The organism is Sphingomonas floccifaciens (assembly GCF_042681125.1).
In the GTDB taxonomy this organism is placed as follows: Bacteria; Pseudomonadota; Alphaproteobacteria; order Sphingomonadales; family Sphingomonadaceae; genus Sphingomonas; species Sphingomonas floccifaciens.
This window is the reverse complement of the sequence record NZ_JBHUFC010000024.1, coordinates 1-19,283: the sequence shown is the minus strand read 5'-3', so window position 1 is coordinate 19,283 and position 19,283 is coordinate 1. Positions and strand designations below refer to the sequence as shown.

Annotated in this window: 23 protein-coding genes; 5 read left to right on the top strand and 18 right to left on the bottom strand. The window is 68.0% G+C overall.

The features are described 5' to 3' along the window. Nucleotides 1-143: 143 nt before the first annotated feature. From metW to metX, 3 genes are read right to left on the bottom strand one after another with little or no spacing between them, the layout of a single operon-like run. Nucleotides 144-731, bottom strand: a complete 588-nt coding sequence (gene metW, locus ACFSC3_RS19140; protein WP_380941783.1) for a methionine biosynthesis protein MetW — start codon at nt 729-731, stop codon at nt 144-146. Beyond that, nucleotides 728-1,162, bottom strand: a complete 435-nt coding sequence (locus ACFSC3_RS19135; RefSeq protein ID WP_380941781.1) for a GNAT family N-acetyltransferase — start codon at nt 1,160-1,162, stop codon at nt 728-730. Before ACFSC3_RS19135 ends, metW begins: the two co-directional genes overlap by 4 nt. Further along, the gene (gene metX, locus ACFSC3_RS19130; protein WP_380941779.1) at nt 1,159-2,268 is read right to left on the bottom strand and encodes a homoserine O-acetyltransferase MetX; all 1,110 of its coding nucleotides are present in this window, start codon (nt 2,266-2,268) and stop codon (nt 1,159-1,161) included. The genes ACFSC3_RS19135 and metX overlap by 4 nt, the downstream gene beginning before the upstream one ends. 105 nt (nt 2,269-2,373) lie before the next feature. Between metX and hisC the strand changes: the two genes are divergently transcribed. Both hisC and ACFSC3_RS19120 read left to right on the top strand, forming a co-directional pair. Continuing rightward, the gene (hisC, locus tag ACFSC3_RS19125; RefSeq protein ID WP_380941777.1) at nt 2,374-3,468 is read left to right on the top strand and encodes a histidinol-phosphate transaminase; all 1,095 of its coding nucleotides are present in this window, start codon (nt 2,374-2,376) and stop codon (nt 3,466-3,468) included. Further along, on the top strand, nt 3,468-4,376 hold the full coding sequence (locus ACFSC3_RS19120; RefSeq protein WP_380941776.1) for a prephenate/arogenate dehydrogenase family protein: 909 nt from the start codon (nt 3,468-3,470) through the stop codon (nt 4,374-4,376). Before hisC ends, ACFSC3_RS19120 begins: the two co-directional genes overlap by 1 nt. A 98-nt stretch (nt 4,377-4,474) precedes the next feature. Here the strand turns inward: ACFSC3_RS19120 and ACFSC3_RS19115 are convergent, their stop codons facing one another. The 4 genes from ACFSC3_RS19115 to ftsE are packed head-to-tail and all read right to left on the bottom strand — an operon-like array spanning nt 4,475 to nt 7,301. Beyond that, entirely contained in the window at nt 4,475-5,197 is a 723-nt protein-coding gene (locus tag ACFSC3_RS19115; protein WP_380941774.1) for a lysophospholipid acyltransferase family protein, read from the bottom strand. Continuing rightward, complete coding sequence (locus ACFSC3_RS19110; protein WP_380941871.1) at nt 5,198-5,686, bottom strand: YdcF family protein; 489 nt, start codon at nt 5,684-5,686, stop codon at nt 5,198-5,200. It lies immediately after the preceding gene. A 41-nt stretch (nt 5,687-5,727) separates the two neighbouring features. Next, on the bottom strand, nt 5,728-6,600 hold the full coding sequence (locus ACFSC3_RS19105; protein WP_380941772.1) for a cell division protein FtsX: 873 nt from the start codon (nt 6,598-6,600) through the stop codon (nt 5,728-5,730). Further along, nucleotides 6,597-7,301: a cell division ATP-binding protein FtsE gene (ftsE, locus tag ACFSC3_RS19100; RefSeq protein ID WP_380941770.1), complete on the bottom strand. Its 705-nt coding sequence runs from the start codon at nt 7,299-7,301 to the stop codon at nt 6,597-6,599. The genes ACFSC3_RS19105 and ftsE overlap by 4 nt, the downstream gene beginning before the upstream one ends. A 181-nt stretch (nt 7,302-7,482) precedes the next feature. Between ftsE and ACFSC3_RS19095 the strand changes: the two genes are divergently transcribed. Further along, nucleotides 7,483-8,268: a zinc-ribbon domain-containing protein gene (locus ACFSC3_RS19095; RefSeq protein WP_380941768.1), complete on the top strand. Its 786-nt coding sequence runs from the start codon at nt 7,483-7,485 to the stop codon at nt 8,266-8,268. Nucleotides 8,269-8,419: 151 nt separating this feature from the next. Here the strand turns inward: ACFSC3_RS19095 and ACFSC3_RS19090 are convergent, their stop codons facing one another. Together ACFSC3_RS19090 and ACFSC3_RS19085 are read right to left on the bottom strand one after the other, a co-directional pair. Further along, nucleotides 8,420-9,076: a COQ9 family protein gene (locus ACFSC3_RS19090; protein ID WP_380941766.1), complete on the bottom strand. Its 657-nt coding sequence runs from the start codon at nt 9,074-9,076 to the stop codon at nt 8,420-8,422. After that, on the bottom strand, nt 9,076-10,017 hold the full coding sequence (locus tag ACFSC3_RS19085; protein ID WP_380941764.1) for a DMT family transporter: 942 nt from the start codon (nt 10,015-10,017) through the stop codon (nt 9,076-9,078). The genes ACFSC3_RS19090 and ACFSC3_RS19085 overlap by 1 nt, the downstream gene beginning before the upstream one ends. 59 nt (nt 10,018-10,076) lie before the next feature. On the opposite strand from ACFSC3_RS19085, the gene ACFSC3_RS19080 reads away from it, so the two are divergent. After that, entirely contained in the window at nt 10,077-11,147 is a 1,071-nt protein-coding gene (locus tag ACFSC3_RS19080; RefSeq protein ID WP_380941762.1) for an alkene reductase, read from the top strand. 171 nt (nt 11,148-11,318) lie between these two features. Here ACFSC3_RS19080 and ACFSC3_RS19075 read toward each other — a convergent pair whose 3' ends face one another. From ACFSC3_RS19075 to gltX, 9 genes are all read right to left on the bottom strand, one after another. Beyond that, entirely contained in the window at nt 11,319-11,741 is a 423-nt protein-coding gene (locus ACFSC3_RS19075) for a hypothetical protein (RefSeq protein ID WP_380941760.1), read from the bottom strand. Beyond that, nucleotides 11,738-12,250 carry a GNAT family N-acetyltransferase gene (locus ACFSC3_RS19070; protein ID WP_380941758.1) on the bottom strand — a complete coding sequence of 171 codons (513 nt, stop codon included), beginning with the start codon at nt 12,248-12,250 and terminating at the stop codon, nt 11,738-11,740. The genes ACFSC3_RS19075 and ACFSC3_RS19070 overlap by 4 nt, the downstream gene beginning before the upstream one ends. A gap of 29 nt (nt 12,251-12,279) precedes the next feature. Then, entirely contained in the window at nt 12,280-12,699 is a 420-nt protein-coding gene (gene ribH, locus ACFSC3_RS19065; RefSeq protein WP_380941756.1) for a 6,7-dimethyl-8-ribityllumazine synthase, read from the bottom strand. Beyond that, nucleotides 12,699-13,838, bottom strand: a complete 1,140-nt coding sequence (gene ribB, locus ACFSC3_RS19060; protein ID WP_380941754.1) for a 3,4-dihydroxy-2-butanone-4-phosphate synthase — start codon at nt 13,836-13,838, stop codon at nt 12,699-12,701. The genes ribH and ribB overlap by 1 nt, the downstream gene beginning before the upstream one ends. After that, the gene (locus ACFSC3_RS19055; protein WP_380941752.1) at nt 13,822-14,436 is read right to left on the bottom strand and encodes a riboflavin synthase; all 615 of its coding nucleotides are present in this window, start codon (nt 14,434-14,436) and stop codon (nt 13,822-13,824) included. The genes ribB and ACFSC3_RS19055 overlap by 17 nt, the downstream gene beginning before the upstream one ends. After that, on the bottom strand, nt 14,421-15,455 hold the full coding sequence (gene ribD, locus ACFSC3_RS19050) for a bifunctional diaminohydroxyphosphoribosylaminopyrimidine deaminase/5-amino-6-(5-phosphoribosylamino)uracil reductase RibD (protein WP_380941750.1): 1,035 nt from the start codon (nt 15,453-15,455) through the stop codon (nt 14,421-14,423). Before ribD ends, ACFSC3_RS19055 begins: the two co-directional genes overlap by 16 nt. A 20-nt stretch (nt 15,456-15,475) precedes the next feature. Beyond that, nucleotides 15,476-15,823: a hypothetical protein gene (locus ACFSC3_RS19045; protein ID WP_380941748.1), complete on the bottom strand. Its 348-nt coding sequence runs from the start codon at nt 15,821-15,823 to the stop codon at nt 15,476-15,478. A gap of 55 nt (nt 15,824-15,878) precedes the next feature. Further along, the gene (locus ACFSC3_RS19040) at nt 15,879-16,553 is read right to left on the bottom strand and encodes an energy transducer TonB (RefSeq protein ID WP_380941746.1); all 675 of its coding nucleotides are present in this window, start codon (nt 16,551-16,553) and stop codon (nt 15,879-15,881) included. A gap of 122 nt (nt 16,554-16,675) precedes the next feature. Next, nucleotides 16,676-18,004 carry a glutamate--tRNA ligase gene (gltX, locus tag ACFSC3_RS19035; RefSeq protein ID WP_380941744.1) on the bottom strand — a complete coding sequence of 443 codons (1,329 nt, stop codon included), beginning with the start codon at nt 18,002-18,004 and terminating at the stop codon, nt 16,676-16,678. Between the two features lie 95 nt (nt 18,005-18,099). On the opposite strand from gltX, the gene ACFSC3_RS19030 reads away from it, so the two are divergent. Beyond that, on the top strand, nt 18,100-19,035 hold the full coding sequence (locus tag ACFSC3_RS19030) for a ribose-phosphate pyrophosphokinase (RefSeq protein ID WP_380941742.1): 936 nt from the start codon (nt 18,100-18,102) through the stop codon (nt 19,033-19,035). The last annotated feature ends 248 nt before the right edge of the window (nt 19,036-19,283 follow it).

Genomic DNA, 19,283 nt, shown 5'->3' with positions numbered 1-19,283 from the left:
ACCCGGCCGACGGCGTGGGCTTCGCCCACGCCTTTTTTTGTGCCCGCCCCTATCCCCGTTCGCCCTGAGCCTGTCGAAGGGTTGCCTTTCTTCCGCGAGCAAGAAGGACAGGGCTTCGACAAGCTCAGCCCGAACGGTAGGGGTTAGCGTCGCAAGAGAAAAACCGCGTGCTCTGCCCGGAAGTTTGCAGCGGCAGCCGTCGTCCTAGAACCACGGTTCAGGAACCACGCTCCTTCGACCACGATTCCCCGCGCCTTCACGAACGCGCGGAAGTCGTCGATCGTCACATGGTGGATGTTCGGCGTCTCGTACCACTCCAGCGGCAGAAGCTTGGTCACCGGCATTCGCCCGCCCCACAGCAAGGACGCCCGCACCCGCCAGTGCGCGAAGTTCGGGAAGGAGACGAATGCCCGCGTCCCGATCCGCAGCAACTGTTCCAGCACGACATGCGGGCGCATCGTCGTCTGCAGCGTCTGGCTGAGGATCGCATAGTCGAATGCCGCATCGGGATAGTCGGCGAGGTCGGTATCCGCGTCGCCCTGCATCACCGACAGTCCCCGCTCCAGTGCGGTCGCGACGTCGTCGGCGTTCAGCTCCAGCCCGCGCGCGTCGCAGCCGCGCTCGTCCCGCAGCGCCGCCATTAGCGCCCCGTCACCGCAGCCGACGTCGAGGATGCGCGATCCCGGCGCGACATTCGCCGCGATGATGGCGAGATCGGGGCGCAGGGTCATGGCAGCGCCTTCAGCATCGCCGCAGCCTCGGGCGACAGCCGCTCCATATAGCGATCGGGCCGCAGCAGCCCGTGGACGCCGAGCTTTTCATACACCCCGTGCGCATCGGCGGTGACCAGACCGATGCGGCGGATACCGGCAAGCTGCGGGTGATCGACGAACCAGCCGACCATCGCGCGGCCGATCCCCTGTCCGCGGACGCTGTCATCGACGAACACGTCGGCGATCCAGGCGAACGTCGCATGGTCGGTGATCGCGCGGGCAAAGCCGACCGGCACGCCGTCCCGATACGCGCCGAGCGGATGCGACCCGGCGATGGCGCGCTCGACCAGATCGCGCGCGATCCCGGGCGACCAATAGCTCGACGAGAGCCAGCCGTGGATGCGCGCGATGTCGAGCCGCGCGCGGTCGTCGGACAGTTCGATGGTCATGCCGCTGCTCCCAGGAACCCAGCAATCACCCGGTCGAGCGCGGGATTTTCCAGCAGGAAGGCGTCGTGGCCGAACGGCGAAGACAGTTCGACGAAGCTGGCCGGCGCGCCCGCTGCGTTCAGCGCGTGGACGATGCTGCGCGATTCGGGCGTCGGATACAGCCAGTCGGTGTCGAAACTGACGACGCAGAAGCGTGCCTTCGACGCCCGGAACGCGTTTGCCAGATGCCCGCCATGTTCCTCGGCCAGATCGAAATAATCGAGCGCGCGGGTAATGTAGAGGTAGCTGTTGGCGTCGAACCGGTCGGTGAACGACAGGCCCTGGTGGCGCAGATAGCTCTCGACCTGGAAGTCGGCGTCGAAGCCGAAGGTCTTGGCAGTGCGGTTCTGGAGCGAGCGGCCGAACTTGGCGGTGAGGCCAGCCTCGGACAGATAGGTGATGTGCGCCGCCATCCGCGCGACCGCCAGCCCCGCGGTCGGCGGCGTGCCATCGTAATAGGCGCCGTTCGCCCAGTTGGGATCGGCCATGATCGCCTGACGGCCGACTTCGTGGAACGCGATGTTCTGCGCCGAATGCCGTGCGGCACTGGCCAGCACGACGCAGGCGCGCAGGCGGTCGGGGAAGGTCGCCGCCCAGCTGAGCGCCTGCATGCCGCCCATCGATCCGCCGACCACCGCCGTCAGCGTCTCGATACCGAGATGGTCGAGCAGCATCGCCTGCGCGCGGACCATGTCGCGGATGGTGATGACCGGAAAATTCATACCATAGGGCCGGCCCGTCGCCGGATCGATGCTGGCCGGGCCGGACGAACCGAGGCAACTGCCGATCACGTTCGAGCAGATGACGAACCAGCGATCGGTGTCGATCGGCTTGCCGGGGCCGACCATCCGCACCCACCAGCCGGGCTTGCCGGTGCGCGGGTGGGCGGAGGCGAGATGCTGGTCGCCGGTCAGCGCATGGCAGACCAGGATCGCATTCGACGCCTGCGGATTCAGCGTGCCGTAAGTCTCATAGGCGACCTCCACCGCGTCCAGCCGTCCCCCGCCGTCGAGCGCGAGCCCGCCGAGCGCGGCTTTGCGGTCCAGGCCATGTCGGGGGTCGGTCATGCGCGCGCCAATGGCATGGATCGTCGAGGGGCGGAAGTGGTGGGCACAGGCAACGGCGCGCCCGCGCTTGCCAAGGCGGCGGGGGGCGGCGATAGCGCTCGGCCTATGACCGCACCCGCTCCCAAGCCCTGGATCATGGGCATCGCGCCGTACATCCCCGGCCGCAGCACGACCGACGATGGCCGCAAGGTCGCGAAACTGTCGTCGAACGAGAACCCGCTCGGCACCAGCCCGGCTGGGCGCGAAGCGTTCACGAGCGCCGCGGGACGGCTGGAGCGCTATCCCGACGCGAGCGCGACCGAATTGCGCGAGGCGCTGGCGGAGCGTCACGAGCTGGACCCGGCACGCATCATCTATGGCAACGGGTCGGACGAAGTGCTCCATCTGGCCGCCGGTGCCTTCGCCGGGCCGGGCGACGAGGTGATCTATGTCCGCTACGGCTTCGCGGTGTACGAGATCGCGACGCGCCGCGTGGGCGCGACGCCGGTGATCGCGCCGGACAAGGACTATGCGACTGACGTCGATGCCATCCTGGCCGCGGTAACCGAGCGGACGAAGGTCGTCTTCGTGGCCAATCCGAACAATCCGACCGGCACCTATTCGACCCGCGAGGAAATCGCGCGGCTGCATGCCGGCCTGCGCGAGGACATATTGCTCGTCCTCGACCATGCCTATGCCGAATATATCGAGGGCGATGCCGAGGATGGCGGCATGGCGCTCGCCGCGCGCGCGTCGAACGTTCTCGTTACCCGTACCTTTTCCAAGATGTACGGTCTCGCTGCCGAGCGGATCGGCTGGGGCTATGCCGCGGCGCCGATCATCGAGGCGATGCACCGCATCCGCCTGCCGTTCTCGATCACCATCGCCGGCACCGCGGCGGCGATCGCGGCGCTGAACGACCGGGCGTTCGTCGAGCACACGCGCGAGCATAATGCGCGGTGGCGGGCCTGGTTCTCCGAAGAGGTGGGCAAGCTGGGCAATGCCGGTCTGCGCGCAGTGCCGAGCCAGGCGAACTTCGTGCTGGTGCTGTTCGAGGGCAAGCTGACCGCAGAAGCCGCGTACAAGGGGCTGATGAATGCGGGCTATATCGTCCGCTGGCTGCCGGGGCAGGGCCTGCCGCACGGCCTGCGCATCACCATCGGAACCGAGGACGAGACGCGCGGCGTGATGGCGGCGCTCAGGGAACTGGCGGGCGCCTGATGCTGCCGTTCGCGCGCGTCGCCATCCTGGGGCTGGGGCTGATCGGATCGTCGGTCGCCCGCGGCGTGCGCGCAAGCATGCCGAGTGTCGCGCTTTCGGGCTATGACGCCGACCCACAGGTGCGCGAGACGGCGCGGGCGATCGACCTGGTCGACGACGTCGCCGATACGGCCGGCGCAGCGGTGATCGACGCGGACCTCGTCATCCTGTGTGTGCCGGTGGGTGCGATGGGCGGGCTGGCGGCGGAGTTTGCCGACGATCTGCCCGCCGAAGCGATCGTCAGCGACGTGGGCTCGTGCAAGGCGAGCGTGGTCGAGGCGCTGACCGCGGCGTTGCCCGGCGCGACGATCGTGCCGGCGCATCCGGTCGCGGGAACCGAAAACAGCGGGCCGGAGGCGGGCTTCGCCGCGCTGTTCCACAAGCGTTGGTGCATCGTGACGCCGGCCCCCGACGCGCCGCAGGTCGCGGTCGAGCGGGTCAGCGAATTCTGGCGCCGGCTGGGTGCAGACGTCGAAATCATGGAGCCGGAGCACCACGATCGCGTGCTTGCCGTCACCAGCCACTTGCCGCACCTGATCGCCTATACGATCGTCGGCACCGCCAGCGATCTGGAAGAGGTGACCTCAAGCGAAGTCATCAAATATTCGGCCGGCGGCTTCCGCGACTTCACCCGCATCGCCGCGTCCGACCCGACGATGTGGCGCGACGTGTTCCTGGCGAACAAGGACGCGGTGCTCGACATGCTCCAGCGGTTTTCGGAAGATCTGTCGGAGCTGCAGCGCGCGATCCGTTGGGGGAAGGGAGATCAGCTGTTCGAGACGTTCACCCGGACGCGGGCCGTGCGGCGGTCGATCATCGAACAGGGGCAGGACGATGCGCGACCGGATTTCGGGCGGTCGGATCACTGATCCTTCGGTCTAGCCGGTTCCGAGCCGTTCGTTTCGAGTAGCCGTCGAGCGCAGTCGAGACGGCGTATCGAGAAAGCTGTCTCGATACGCGCTGCGCGCTACTCGACACGAACGGGATGGGGTGGATCGGCTGGCGCCTCCAACGCATTGATCGCCGCATGCACCCTCGCCTCGATCTCGCGACGCGGCAGCCCGGTCGGGATCTCGTCCTGGAAGGCGAAGTGGATCACGCCGTTCGGCACCTTCGGCCCCGTCTTCGGCCACGCCACTCCGCTATCGATCGCGATCGGCACGACCGGCAGGCCGAGCGCGCGGTAGAGGCCGGAGAATCCGGGCTTCATGGGCGGCGTCTCGCCGGGTTTCACGCGGGTGCCTTCGGGGAAGATGACGACAGAGCGGCCTTCCGCCTTCGCCGCCTCGGCCGCGCGCATCATCGTGCGCAGCGCCGCCGCCGATCCGCTACGGTCGACGGTGATCATGCCGTAGCGTTGCGCCGCCCAGCCCCATAGCGGGATGCGGGCGAGTTCCTGCTTCATGACGATCACTGGTGAATCGAGCATCGCGACCAGTTCGAACGTCTCGAACATCGCCTGATGCTTGGCCGGATAGAGGGCGGGGCCGTCCGGGATGCGACCGCTCTGCGCGATGCGGATGTTGAGGCACAGTCGCGCGCAATGCCGGTTGTACCGCGTCCACGACCGCACCCAGGCCCGCAGCACGCGCGGCCCTAACGCCGCCATCAGCGGGGTCGCGAGCACATAGGGGACCGAGCCGCTGAAGAAGACGATGTTGAACGCCCAGGTGCGCAGCCGTGCCGTCATCTAATATCCCATCCACAGTGCCACGCTGCGCACGAGGTATTTGTTATACTCGCGCACCAGCATTCCGAACGGCGGGTCGCTGGGGATCGCGTCGCCCAACACCTCGACATCGGTGGTCAGCGCGTGCGCCAGTTCCATCCGCGCGCGGGGCATGTGCCACTCGGTCGTCACCAGCCGCACGCTCTTGAAGTTGCGATCGGCGAGCCAGGCGGCGGTCTCCTCCGCGTTGGACCGTGTGTCGACCGCTTCGTAGCCGAGGTCGATACAGCAAGCGAACAGGCGACGGGAAACGCGATATTCGTGCGCCAGTTCGTTCGGGCGGACGCTGGAATCCGCGCCGGACACGAGCATCCGTTTCGCCGCGCCCGCCTCCATCAGGCTCAGCCCGCGCGCGACGCGGCCGGCGCCGCCGGTCAGGACGACGATGGCATCGGTTCTCTCGGAGCCGGCGGGCTTGCCGAGCGACAGCATGAAGACGACGAAGCCCATCAGATAGGCGAGCGCGACGAGTGCGATCAGGCGGGTGATCCTCACAACTGTCGCCTCAGCGTGCGCAGGACGCCGATCCGCGCGGCGACGGTCGCGAGTCCGGCAAAGACGAGGGGCAGGAGGCCGAGGCAGATCCAGTCGCGCAGGACGAGCGTGACGCCGCCGACGAGCACGGAGTCGATCGCGGCGATCCGGCGTCCGATCAGCAGCACGGCGACCATCGCAGCCACGGTGCCGAGCGCACCGCCCGCCAGCGTGTCGAGCGCGATGCGGCGCTGGAAGAGGCGCGAAACCTGCACGTCGGTCGAACCCAGCATGTGCAGGACATCGATCGTATCGCGGTGGGTGTCGAGCCCCGCGCGTGCGGCGAGCAGGACGATCGCCGATGTCGCGAGCGCCATCAGCAGGACGATGCCTGCCGCGAGCCATGCCAGGCTGGCGATGAAACTGCGCACCGGCGCCAGCCACCGCGCGGCTCGGTCGACGTGCGCGGCCGGTGCGATACGGGCGACGGCCGCCGCGGCAGCGTCGGCGGTCGCTGTGCTGCCGTCGGCGAGCGTCACGTCGATCATCGCTGGCATCGGCAGGTCGGCATCCAATCCCGCATCGCCCAGCCAAGGACGAACGAGCTCGACAAGCTGCGCGCGCGGAACGACCGTAACCGATCGGATATTCGCCTGACCTTTCAGCGCATCGGCGACAGCATCGGCGCGCGCCGCATCCGGGCCGATCAGCTGGACGGTCAGCCGCCCGGCGAGCTGGCGGTCGAGCCCCGCCGCCGCGCTCCACGTACCGAGGCCAAGGGCTGCGGCCAGCACCGTCAGGAACAGCATGACCGCCATCACCCAGCGCATCGCCCGAGTCTGACCGCTATGGTCGAGGATGGCGCTGCGGCTCGTGCGGGCCGATATCATGCCAATCGCCCCGGCGGGTGGCGCAGCGATCCGGTCGGGTCCAGCACGCGCCCGCCCTCGATCCGCATCAGATGCGCCCCGTCCACGCCGCTCAACAACCCCATGTCGTGGGTGGCGACGACAACGGTCGTGCCCAGCCGGTTGAGGCCGTCGAACAGGTGGATCAGCCGCGCGGCCATCGTCGGGTCGACGTTCCCGGTCGGTTCGTCGGCGACCAGCACCTCGGGGCGGCCGATCACCGCGCGGGCGATGGCGACGCGCTGCTGCTCCCCGCCCGACAGGGTCGCCGGCCGCGAATTGGCGCGATCGGCCAGGCCGACCCAGGCGAGCATCTCGCGCACCGGCGTCTCGATGTCCGCTTCCGGCACGCCGGACACGCGGAGCGGAAGCGCGATATTGTCGGCTGCCGACAGGTGCGGAATGAGGCGAAAGTCCTGAAGCACGACGCCGATGCGGCGACGAAAGCCCGGCAGGCGCGCGCGCGGCAGCGTCACCGCATCCTCGCCGAACAGCCGAATGATGCCGCGCGTCGGACGCTGGGCGAGATAGAGCAGCTTCAACAGCGAGGTCTTGCCCGCACCGCTGGCGCCGGTCAGGAAATAGAAACCGCCCGCGGTCAGCGCGAAGCTGACGTCGACCAGCGTCTCGGGGCCGGTTCCGTAGCGCAGGCCGACATTCTCGAACTGGACGATGTTCGCCATGCCGGCGGCCGGATTCCCCGTGGAATAACTGAGGGCAATGCCATCGCACAGCGACCGGGCCGGCTCAAGCTGTGGATAAGGCGACTCGCAGCTCTTGCCCGCGACTCGTGGAAATGCTTTAGATTCGATCAATCGGGCAGGGCGCTTTCTGCAAGGCCTGGAGAATAAGGGACCTCGCTGCATGATCCTCGAATGCACCCAGTGCGGTTCGCGGTATCTGGTGCCGGACACCGCGATCGGCGCCGATGGGCGGACCGTGCGTTGCGCCAACTGCCGGCACAGCTGGTTCCAGCCGCCCGCACTGATGGACATGTCGGCCGCGCGCGCCGCGGTCGCGCCCGTCGCGCCGCAGCCCGCGCCGGTGGCAGCGCAGTCCGTGCCGGTCGCGCCGCAGGTGGCTCCGGCCGCACAGCCCGTGGCCGAGCCGATGGAAGCGACGCCCACGCCGCGCCCGGTGACCCGCAGTTTCGACGACACGCTGACCGAGCCGCGGCCGCAATATGATGCGTTCGCCCACCGCCCGCCGTTCCGGCCGCGTGTTAATCCGGCGCGCCGCTGGACTGCCGCGGCGCTGGTCGCGGGCTGCTCGATGCTGCTGGGTGTCGGTGCGATCCTCTATTCGGGCGCGCCGGGCATCGCCGCGCAGCTCGGCCTCCCGGTCGGATCGGCGGAGACGCCGCTGAAGTTCACCGGCGAGTCGATCGAGCGCCGCGACATGGGCACGGGCAGCGAGCTGTTTGCGGTCAGCGGTACGATCGTGAACCCGACCGGCGCTGCACAGCGCGTGCCGGACGTGCGCGTCGCGCTGCTCGATGCGCAGGGGCGGGTCGTCTACAACTGGACGGTGACGCCCAAGCAGCGGACGCTGGGGCCGAACGCTTCGATCGGCTTTGCTAGCGGGCGGACCGACGTGCCGGCGAATTCGAAGATGCTGAGCCTCAGCTTCTCGCAGGGGATCGAGGGGTAAGCTGAGGTGTATCGGGGCGGCCGTCTGACGCCCTAATCCGTTCGTGCTGAGCTTGTCGAAGCACCGTACTTCGTGCCGCGCAGTCAATGCGAGCGTATCGAAGTACGGTGCTTCGACAAGCTCAGCACGAACGGTCGTTTTTCGTAGAGGCTTACACCGCCGGATAGCGCAGCCGGCCGATGAAGCGGCTCAGACTCGGCATCCGATCGCCGCGGCCGAGCATCCCTGCCTTCGCCTTTTCGATCTGCATGATGTTCTCGATCCGCCGGGCGAGGAAGGCGCGGGTGTTGGCGAAGTCTTCGCTCTCGTCGTCGAGGAACACCGCGATCGTCGCGGCATAGACGGCGCCGAGCGTCATGCGCTTGGTATAGTGGTTGTAGTCAGTCGCGGTGTCGCCGGCAGCGCGCCACATCACGTCGGCGGAACGCCAGCCGAGCTTGGCGGCGCGCACGACATTCTGCGGCAGCGCCAGGATCGCGAGCGCGCGGCGCAGCGCCTCGCGGTTGGGGGCGACAATCTCCAGCCGGGTTTCGACCAAAGTCGTGATGCGCTCGCGAATCTTCATCGCGGCCAGCCGGTCGTCGGGCAGGCGCGCGCGCACCTCGGCATCGACGTGCGCGAACCAGGCATCGATCATGTCGACCGCGCCGCCGGGAAAGGCCAGGCGGGCGACATCGGCATCGATGCCCAAGGCCGACGCAGCGGCCTCGACCGCGCGCGGTGTCCAGCCGTCGAAGGCGGCATTGGCGGCGACCTCCGGGGCCAGGGCGTCGCGGATTTCGTCGAGGGTCGCGTCTTCGTAAGCCATCACTGGTCTTTGTGGTCCTCATGGGCGCCGGGTTCAAGCGTCGACGACGCCTGCGGGCCACCCTTTCGCACCAGGACCAGGGCTAGGCCGACCAGTAGCGCACCCGCAAAGTCGGGCAGGCCGAGCCGCTCATCATAGGCGATCCAGCCGATCGCGCCGGCGACGACCGGCTGGGTCAGCAGCGCGACGCCGACGACGAGCGGACTGAGGTGGCCGAGCGCGTAGATCATCAATCCCTGGCCCACGAGCTGGCTGACGACCGCCAGCGCGATGAGCGGCGTCCAGTCGCCGGGTAAGACCCGCTCCCCCAGCAGCAGCGCCGCGACCAGCAGCGGCAGGGTGCCGAGCAGCGAGACGAGCGCGAGCGCGGGCAGCGGCTGCATCGTTTCGCGCGCGCGGGCCATCGTCACGAAATAGACGGCATAGAGCACGCCCGCGGTCAGGCACAGGAGGTCGCCGACCAGGTTCTGCGGACTGAGCTGGGCCGAGCGTCCCATCAGCAGCGCCGCACCGACCGCCGCCATGCCGAGCGCCAGCCCCTGCACCCGCGTCGGCCACGTCCGCGCGACGATGAAGCCATAGATCGGAAAGATCAGCGTCGCGGCATTGCCGAACAGCGTCGCATTGGCGAGCACGGTATGGTGAATGCCGGCATGCCAGCTTGCCAGATCGGCGGCGAAGGCAAGGCCGCCGAGCGTCAGCGCACCCCACAGGCCGCGCGCCTGGGCGAACGGTCGCTGGCCGAGCATCGTCGCGGCGGCGAGCAGCACCGGGGTTGCCAGCGCGATCCGCCAGAAGCCCGCCGCGACCGGGCCGACATCGGTCAACCGCACGAACCACGGACCAAAGGCGAGCGCGAGGTTCGCCGCGAACAGCGCCGCGAGCGGTAAGGCCTTGCTTGGGTGCGGCGTAGCGATTGTTTCGTCGGCTGTGCGATGCATGCGGCCGTCTAACTTCCTATCTGCGCCGCGTCGCCATCTTTGGACGAGAGAAAATCTTCATGCCCACCCTGTTCGATCCGATCACCTATGGCGCGATCGCCGCGCCCAACCGCTTCGTCATGGCGCCGCTGACCCGTGGCCGCGCGACCGCGGAGCATGTTCCGACGCCGCTGATGATCGAATATTACCGCCAGCGCAGCAGCGCCGGGCTGATCGTCACTGAAGGGACCGGTATCAGCCGCGAGGGGCTGGGCTGGCCGAATGCGCCGGGCCTGTGGTCCGACGAACAGGTCGAGGCGTGGAAGCCGGTCGTCGCCGCGGTACACGAAGCCGGCGGGCGGATCGTGCCGCAGCTGTGGCATCTGGGCCGGCTGGCGCGCAAGGACGTGACGGGCGACGCGCCCTTCTCGTCTTCGGCGACCACCGCGCCGGCGCGGCCGGGGGCGGAGGAGAACGTCAATGTCGAGGCGCGCGCGATGACGCTCGACGATATCGCAAGGACGCTCGACGATTATTCGCTCGCGGCGCGCAATGCGGTGCGCGCCGGGTTCGACGGCGTCGCGCTGCACGCGGCCAACGGCTATCTGATCGACCAGTTCATGCGTGACGGCACGAACTTCCGCGACGACGACTATGGCGGGTCGGTCGACAACCGCCTGCGCCTGCTGCGCGAGGTCATGGAGCGGCTGGTCGCCGAAGTCGGCGCGGACCGTGTCGGCGTCCGCTTCTCGCCTAACGGCGAAGTCCAGGGTTGCGACGATTCCAATCCGGAGGCGGTGTTCGTTCCGGCTGCCGCGCACCTTCAGTCGCTCGGCATCGCGTTTCTGGAACTTCGCGAATCCGGGCCGGATGACACCTTCACGCGGACCGACGTGCCGAAGCTGAGCCCGAAGATCCGCGCGGTGTTCACCAATCCGCTGATCCTGAACCAGGATTATGATCCGGCGAAGGCGCAGGCTGACCTGGATAGCGGCGTGGCGGATGCGATCAGCTTCGGCCGGCCGTTCCTCGCTAACCCCGATCTGGTCGAGCGGGTGCGCAAGGGTGCGTCGCTGAATGCGCCGGACAAGCGGACGTTTTATACGCCAGGTCCGGAGGGTTACACGGACTATCCGACGCTGGCGGGGTGACCGGCCCTTGGCTCCCCTCCCCTTCAGGGGAGGGGCCGGGGGTGGGGCCTGTCCGCGGGCGATCGGTATGCGGCACCGCCCCACCCCAACCCAGTCGCAGGTAAACGATGCCCCGCATCGTTTAGGTCGGGCCGGGGGCCTGACCGACCTGCAACTCCTGAAGGGGAGTGGCTACGTCGGGTCCGTCTCATAGCGGTCAAGCCAGGACGTGGCATAGGACCGAAGGGTGGCCCGCGTCCGTCCGTTGGCGAGCGCAACCGCGCCGATCACGAACAGCGCCATGAGCGACGGTATGAAGATCGTCAGCACCACCGCGAGCACGACACCGCCGATCGCCAGGCTGCGCGCATTCTCCAGCCATGCCGCCGTGCCTTCGTCCAGCACCAGACGGCGCGGGCCTTTATCGTCATAGAACGGGCGCGTGACCAGCACGGCGCGCCCGTCGAAGGCGATGCGTTCAGGCCCGAGCGGCACTCGTTCCGGAAGCGCGTCACGGCCGCGGGTCGCCGACTCGCCGGTGCGCGTGTCGATCACCACCAGCCGCCGGCCTTCCTCGACCACGCGGTAGCGGGACGGCGGCGGCTGACTGGTCATTTGGCGGCGACCCGGCGCGCGCGCCACTGGTCGGCGCTCTGGCCCCAGGCGTCGACGCGGAAGTGGGCGAGCGGCGGGGGCAAGCTGACGGGGCCGCGGTTGGTCGACCCGAGGCGTTCGGCGAGGCGGATCGACGCCGCGTTATCCGGATCGATCGTATGGATGACCTGGCGCCAGCCGAGCACGTCGACCGCATAGTCCATCGCCGCCGCTGCCGCCTCATAGGCATAGCCGCGCCCGGCAAAGGCGCGCGCGACGCCCCAGCCGACCTCGGTGCCCGGCCAGCCTTCGGGTTGCCACGGCCCGATCCGCCCCACCCAGGCGCCGGTCGCGCGTTCGATGACCGAGAACATCGAGAAGCCGTGGCTCGCCCATGCGCCCGCGCGCATCGCCATGTCACGCCAGGCGACCGACCGCGGCATCGCACCGCCCAGAAAGCGCATCTGGTCGGCATCGGCGCAAAAATCCGCCCAGGCGTCGAAGTCGCCGGGTTCGGGCAACCGCAGCATCAGCCGCGGCGTGAAAAGGACCGGCCCGCTCAGCCGAACCGCCCGCGCAAGTTGAGCATCGCGATCGCCGCCTTCGCCGCCTCGCCGCCCTTGTCTTTCTCGGAACGCTTAGCGCGGGTCAGGGCCTGCGCCTCGTTCTCGGTCGTCAGGATGCCGTTGCCGATGGCAAGCCCGTCCATGCTGAGCGCCATCAGCCCGCGCGCGCTTTCGCCCGCGACGATCTCGAAATGATAGGTCTCGCCGCGAATGACGACGCCCAGCGCAACATAGGCGTCGTAGCGGCCGCTCTCGCTAGCGAGCGCGACAGCGCCGGGGATTTCTAGCGCGCCGGGGACGGTCACCGTCTCATGCGTGTGGCCGGCCTCCTCGATCGCGGCGCGCGCGCCTTCGAGCAGCAGGTCGTTGAGGTGGTCGTAGAAGCGTGCCTCGACGATCAGGAACTTGGCCATCAATGGTCCTCGGGGATCGGGCGCTCGCCGACGATCTTCAGGCCATAGCCTTCCAAGCCGACGAGCGTGTGGTGGGTATTGGTCAGCAGCACCATGTCGCGCACGCCGAGTTCGGTCAGGATGGTCGCGCCGACACCATAGTCGCGCAGTTCCTCCATGTCCTCGGGGCGGGCTTCACCCGACTTGATGCGCAGTGCGGCGGTAAAGGCGTCGGCGCGCGGGCGGGTCAGCACGACGATGACGCCCGCGCCCTCCGCCCCGATCAATTCCATCGAGCGCTGGAGCAGCCCCGCGCGCTTCGTCGTCTCGCCGAGCAGGTCTTCGAACGGCGACAGTGCGTGCATGCGCACCAGCGTGGGCTTGTCCGGCGAGACACGCCCCTTGGTCAGCACCAGCTGCTCGGTTTCGGTCGCCTTGTTCCAATAGGTCAGCGCGGTCCACTCGCCGCCCCATTCGGACTGGAAGCGGACCTCGGCCTTCTTCTCGACCAGATGGTCGTAGCGGCGGCGATAGGCGATCAGGTCGCGGATCGTCCCGATCTTAAGATTGTGGTACTGCGCAAAGGCGACCAAGTCGTCCATCCGCGCCATCGTGCCGTCCTCGTTCATGATCTCGCAGATCACGCCAGAGGGGTTGAGCCCGGCAAGGCGCGAAACGTCGACTGCGGCTTCGGTATGGCCGGTGCGAACCAGCACGCCGCCGTCGCGCGCGACCAGCGGGAAGACATGGCCCGGCGTCACGATCTCCGATGCGCCCTTCGACGCGTCGATCGCGACCGCGACGGTGCGCGCGCGGTCGGCGGCGGAGATGCCGGTCGTCACGCCCTCGCGCGCCTCGATCGAGACGGTGAAGGCGGTTTCGTGCCGCGTGCCGTTGTTGCGGCTCATCAATTCCAGGCCGAGCTGGTCGACGCGGTCCTTGGTCAGCGCGAGGCAGATCAGGCCACGGCCGTATTTCGCCATGAAGTTGATCGCGTCGGGCGTCGCCATCTGGGCGGGAATGACGAGGTCGCCCTCATTCTCGCGATCCTCGTCATCGACCAGGATGAACATCCGGCCGTTACGCGCCTCGTCGATGATCTCTTCCGGGCTGGAGAGAAAGGCGTGAGCGAGACGGGTGAGTTCAGCGGGTTTTGCCACGATAGGCCTCCATGCGCTGCAGATAGCGGGCGAGCACGTCGATCTCGATATTGACCGACTGGTCGGGGGCAAGGCCGCCCAGCGTCGTCACGCTCTGCGTATGCGGAATGATGTTGATGGCGAAGTGGGTCGAGGCGTCGGCTTGGTCGGTGACCTCGTTGACGGTCAGCGACACGCCATCGACGGTGACGGAACCCTTGGGCGCGAGAAAGGGGGCAAGGGCGGCATCGACGCTGAAGTCGACCCGGTGCGAGTCGCCTTCGGGGCAGATGCCCATCACGGTCGCGACGCCGTCGACATGGCCGGTGACGATATGGCCGCCCAATTCGTCGCCGAGCTTCAGCGCGCGCTCCAGGTTCAGGCGGCGACCGGCGACCCACATCCCGGCAGCGGTGCGGCGAACGCTTTCGGCCGAGACGTCCACGTCGAACCAGTCGGCGCCCGTGCCGACGACGGTCAGGCAGACGCCCGAACAGGCGATCGAGGCGCCCAGATCGATCGTCGCCGGGTCATAGGCGGTGCGGATGCGCACGCGCAGGTCGCCGCGATCCTCGATCGAGACGATTTCGCCGACGTCGCTGACTATTCCGGTGAACATGGGGCGCGCTCGTAGACCTCCAGCGTATCGCTGCCAAGCCGGCGGGTGTCGATGCGGCACCACCGGGCATGGGCGGTGGCGAGATCGGGGAGGCCGATGTCGGCGAGGGCATGCTTGCCGCCGCCGATCAGGATCGGCGCGCGGTAGAGGAGGAGTCGGTCGACCAGGTTCGCGCGGAGGAAGGCGGTGGCGGTCTGCGCGCCGCCTTCGATGAGGAGGTGGTCGGCGGGGATTTGGGCGATGTCCTCGGGGCGGGCGATTCGGATGACGTCGCCCTCACCCTTCCCACTCGCTTCGCGAGCGGGCCTCTTCCCTCTCCCGTCGGGAGAGGGAGGGAGGCGCGAAGCGCCGGAAGGGTGAGGGCGAGATGTCAGAACCACCCGCATCGGCGATCGCCCTTCCAGACCCGCCAACCGCACGTCCAACTTCGGCGCATCGACGTCCCACGTACCCCGCCCCACAAGAATCGCCTCATGCCGCGCCCGCTCCAGATGCGCATGCGCCCGTGCCTGCGGACCCGTGATCCAGCGGCTCTCGCCCGACGCCAGCGCGATGCACCCGTCGAGCGAGGTCGCGAGCTTCAGCGTCACGAACGGCCGCCCCGCCGACCGCCGTATAAAGAAGCCGGCCATCGCCCGCCGCGCGTCGTCCGCGCCGATGCCTTCGGCTACGGCAATCCCGGCCTCGCGCAACAAAGCCAGCCCACGCCCCGCCGTCCGCGGGTCGGGATCGACCAGCGCCGCGACGACGCGCGCGATGCCGGCCTCGGCCAGCGATGGCGCACAGGCCGGGCCGCGTTCGGAGCGATGTGCACAGGGCTCCAGCGTCACATAGGCGGTCGCGCCCCGCGCCCGCTCGCCCGCTTCGGCCAGCGCCATCGCCTCGGCATGCGGCCGTCCGCCCGGCTGGGTCCAGCCACGCCCGACCACGCAGCCCGCGCGCACTATTATACAGCCGACATTGGGATTGGGCGCCGTCCGCCCGCGCGACCGCTCCGACAGAGCGATCGCGGCACTCATCCAGCGGGCGTCGTCCGCGCTTACAGGCCCCACGAGGAAAGCTTGTCGTCGACCCGCTTGAAGCTCGCCTTGCGGTCGGCCATCGCCTTTTCCTGCATCGCGTCGAGCTTGGTGCGGGTCGCCATGTCGCGCAGCTGACCGGCCTTGATCTCCGCATCGCTGCGGTCGGCGCGCCAGTTCTCGACGTACACGATGTCGCGCTTGTACACCTTCTCGACCCGCGAATCCTTGACGAAGCCGGCGATCAACAGGGTCGTGAGCACGATCGACACGAACAGGAAAACCAGCTCGTATTTCTGGCGCGACGCCAGATACAGGCGCAGGTCCTGGATGGCGCGGAAGGGCGAGAAGCGGGCGAGATATCGCATTGCGCTTCCATACATAAGCGCGGGGGCGGTGTCGCACCACCCCCGCGCCCTGTGATCAGCCGTCCTGCAGCACGAAGCGCACCGTCATCGTGCGCCACGTCTCATAGGGCACGCCGTCGCGCGTCGCGGGACGGAAGCGCCAGCGGCTGAGCGCCTGGCGCCGGGTCGCGTCGTAGAAGGCGTCGTTCTCGGCCCGGACGCGCTCGACCGCCTTCACCCGGCCGTCGGTGCCGACCAGCACGCGAACGGTCACCGTGCCTTCATTGCCCAACCGGCGTTCGGCGGGCGGATAATCGGGTTGGAAGGTCGCGCGCGGATCGGGCTCGGCGCCGATCACGATGGGAGCGGGCTTGGGCGGATCGGGGGTGACGACCGGTCCGGTCCCGGCGCCGGTGGACGACGACCCCAGGTCGACGGGCGGCACGTTGGGAATCTCGACGGTGCCGACGGTCGGGTTGACCGGGGGCAGGGTCGGCACCTCGGGGATCGGAGTGACGATCAGCGGCTCGCGCGGGCTCGTCGTGGCCTTCATCTCCTTGACCGGTTCGGGCTTCACCGGTTCGGGCGGCGGCGTGATCGGGACGTCGTATCCGGTAAAGCTCTTCTCGATATGCGTCGCGATATCGGGCGCGGAGAACAGCAGCGCGCCGACCAGCACAGCATTGATGCCGATCGCAGCGGTCAGGCTGACGGGGTTGGGTTTCGAACGCTCGTACCTATTGGAATACATCACGCGTCTCCTTGGCTACTCTCCCGGCCGAACCATCGGCTGTTGCGTGATGTTACACCATAACAAAACGCGCTCAAGCGAAATCGCTGCGCGGTGAACCGTGCTATCAAGCGGTGTGGAAATCAGGCCGCGGCGGCGTCCAATCGCGCGATCGTCCGCTCGCGACCGATGAGGGGCAGCAGCGCAGCCATATCCGGTCCCTGGTCATGACCCGTCAGCGCCCGGCGCAACGGCAGGAACAGTGGCTTGCCCTTGCGCTCGCTCGCCGCCTTTAGCGCACCGGTCAGCGCGTGCCATGGGTCGGAGTTCCAGGCGATATCACGCGCCACTTCGGCCGCCTGCGCAAGAAACGCGCGATCGTCCTCAGCCGTGTCGCTCGCGACCGGACCTTCGATCACCCGCCACCAGTCGGCCGCTTCGGCAACACGTGTCAGGTTCGGGCGGATCGCGTCCCAAGCTGCTTCACCCATGCCCGCCGGCACCCGGTCGGCGACCTGAGCGAACGGCAGTTGGTGGATGACCTTGGCATTGACCCCGGCCAATTCCCCCTCGTCGAAGCGCGCCGGGGCGCGGCCGAAGTGCGCGAAGTCGAACGCGGCGATCAGTGGGGCGGGATCGACCACCGGCTCGACCGGCGCGCTGGTCCCGATCCGCGCGAGCAACGAGACGATCGCCTGTGGCTCGATGCCTTCGTCGCGGAAATGCGCGACGCCCAGCGAGCCGAGTCGCTTCGACAGCTTGCCCTCGCTTCCCGTGAGCAGCGCCTCATGCGCAAAGGCAGGCGGAGCGGCCCCCAGTGCCTCGAACATCTGCACCTGTGCCGCGGTGTTCGACACATGGTCCTCGCCGCGGACGACATGGCTGATGCCCATGTCGATATCGTCGATGACACTCGGCAACAGATAGAGCCACGACCCATCGGCACGGCGGACGACGGGATCGCTCATCGTCGCCGAATCGAACCGCTGGGGACCGCGGATCAGATCGTCCCAGGCGATTGGGTCGGGCGAGAGGCGGAAGCGCCAGTGCGGGCGGACGCCATCCGCCTCCAACTTCGCCCGATCCGCGTCACTCAGAGCAAGGGCGGCACGGTCATAGATCGGCGGCAGCCCGCGTCCGAGCTGGATCTTGCGCTTGAGGTCGAGTTCCTGCGGCGTCTCATAGGCGGGATATACCCGTCCGCTCGCGACCAGTTCGGCAAACCGCGATTCGTAGAGCGCGAATCGCGAAGACTGACGCTCCTCGCCATCGGGCTCCAGCCCCAGCCAGGCGAGGTCGGCGCGGACCGCATCGACGAACCGCTCTTCGCTACGCTCGCCATCGGTATCATCGATCCGCAGCAGGAACCGCCCACCATGCTTCTTCGCCCACATCCAGTTGTGGAGCGCAGTCCGCAGATTACCGACGTGGAGATGGCCGGTGGGCGAGGGGGCAAAACGGGTGACGATCATGGGCGCGCGTTTACGCGCGTGAGCGCGTCGGGACTAGCCGTCACGGGACCGTCACAGTAAGGGAGCGCGCATCTGACGCGGGGAGCGCTTGATCCATGAAACTGATCGCCGGCAATTCGAACACCCCTCTCGCCCAGGCGATCGCCGACTATTGCGAGATACCGCTGACCAAGGCGAACGTCCGCCGCTTTGCCGACGAGGAGATTTTCGTCGAGATCCTCGAGAACGTCCGCGGCGAGGATGTCTTCGTCCTCCAGTCGACGTCCTATCCGGCGAACGACAATCTCATGGAGACGCTGATCATCATCGATGCGCTGAAGCGCGCGTCGGCGAAGCGGATCACCGCGGTGCTCCCCTATTTCGGCTATGCCCGCCAGGACCGGAAGCCTGGACCGCGTACGCCCATTTCCGCCAAGCTGGTCGCGAACCTCATCACCACCGCAGGCGCCGACCGTGTGCTGTCCGTCGATCTGCACGCCGGGCAGATCCAGGGCTTCTTCGACATCCCGACCGACAATCTGTTCGCCGCGCCCGTGATGTCGGCCGATATCCGCAGTCGGCATCCGGATGCGAACTGGATGGTGGTGTCGCCCGACGTCGGCGGCGTCGTCCGTGCCCGCGCGCTCTCGAAGCGCCTCGACAACGCCCCGCTCGCCATCGTCGATAAGCGCCGCGAGCGCGCCGGCGAATCGGAAGTGATGAACATCATCGGCGAGGTCGAAGGGCGATTCTGCATCCTGATCGACGACATCGTCGATTCGGCAGGCACGCTCTGCAACGCCGCCGCTGCACTGAAGGCGGCCGGGGCAGAGGATGTCGTCGCCTATGTGACCCACGGCGTCCTCTCCGGTGGCGCGGTGGCGCGTGTCGATGGGTCGGCACTCAGCGAGCTCGTCATCACCGATTCGATCGGCAACCATGAGACGATCGCCCAGTCCGCCAAGGTCCGTCACCTGACGATCGCCCCGCTGCTCGCCGAGGCCATCCGCCGTATCGCGGACGAAAGCTCGGTTTCCAGCCTGTTCGACTAAGCGCAGGATTATAGAAGGGATAGGAGGGGGAGTGCAGGCGACTGCGCTCCCCTTCGTGCATCCGGGCCATCGAGGATCGCACGCCCCAAAAGCAGGAAAGTTGCGGCGGATCGCAAGAAAGTTCGAATTGTTGCATTTTTTGTGTTGACCGAATCTCGGACCGAGCATAGAAGCCACTTCACCGACGCGGTGAGCCACACGGTTCCAGCGACGGTCGCCAAAAACCAGACGCTCAGGGCCTTCCGGAA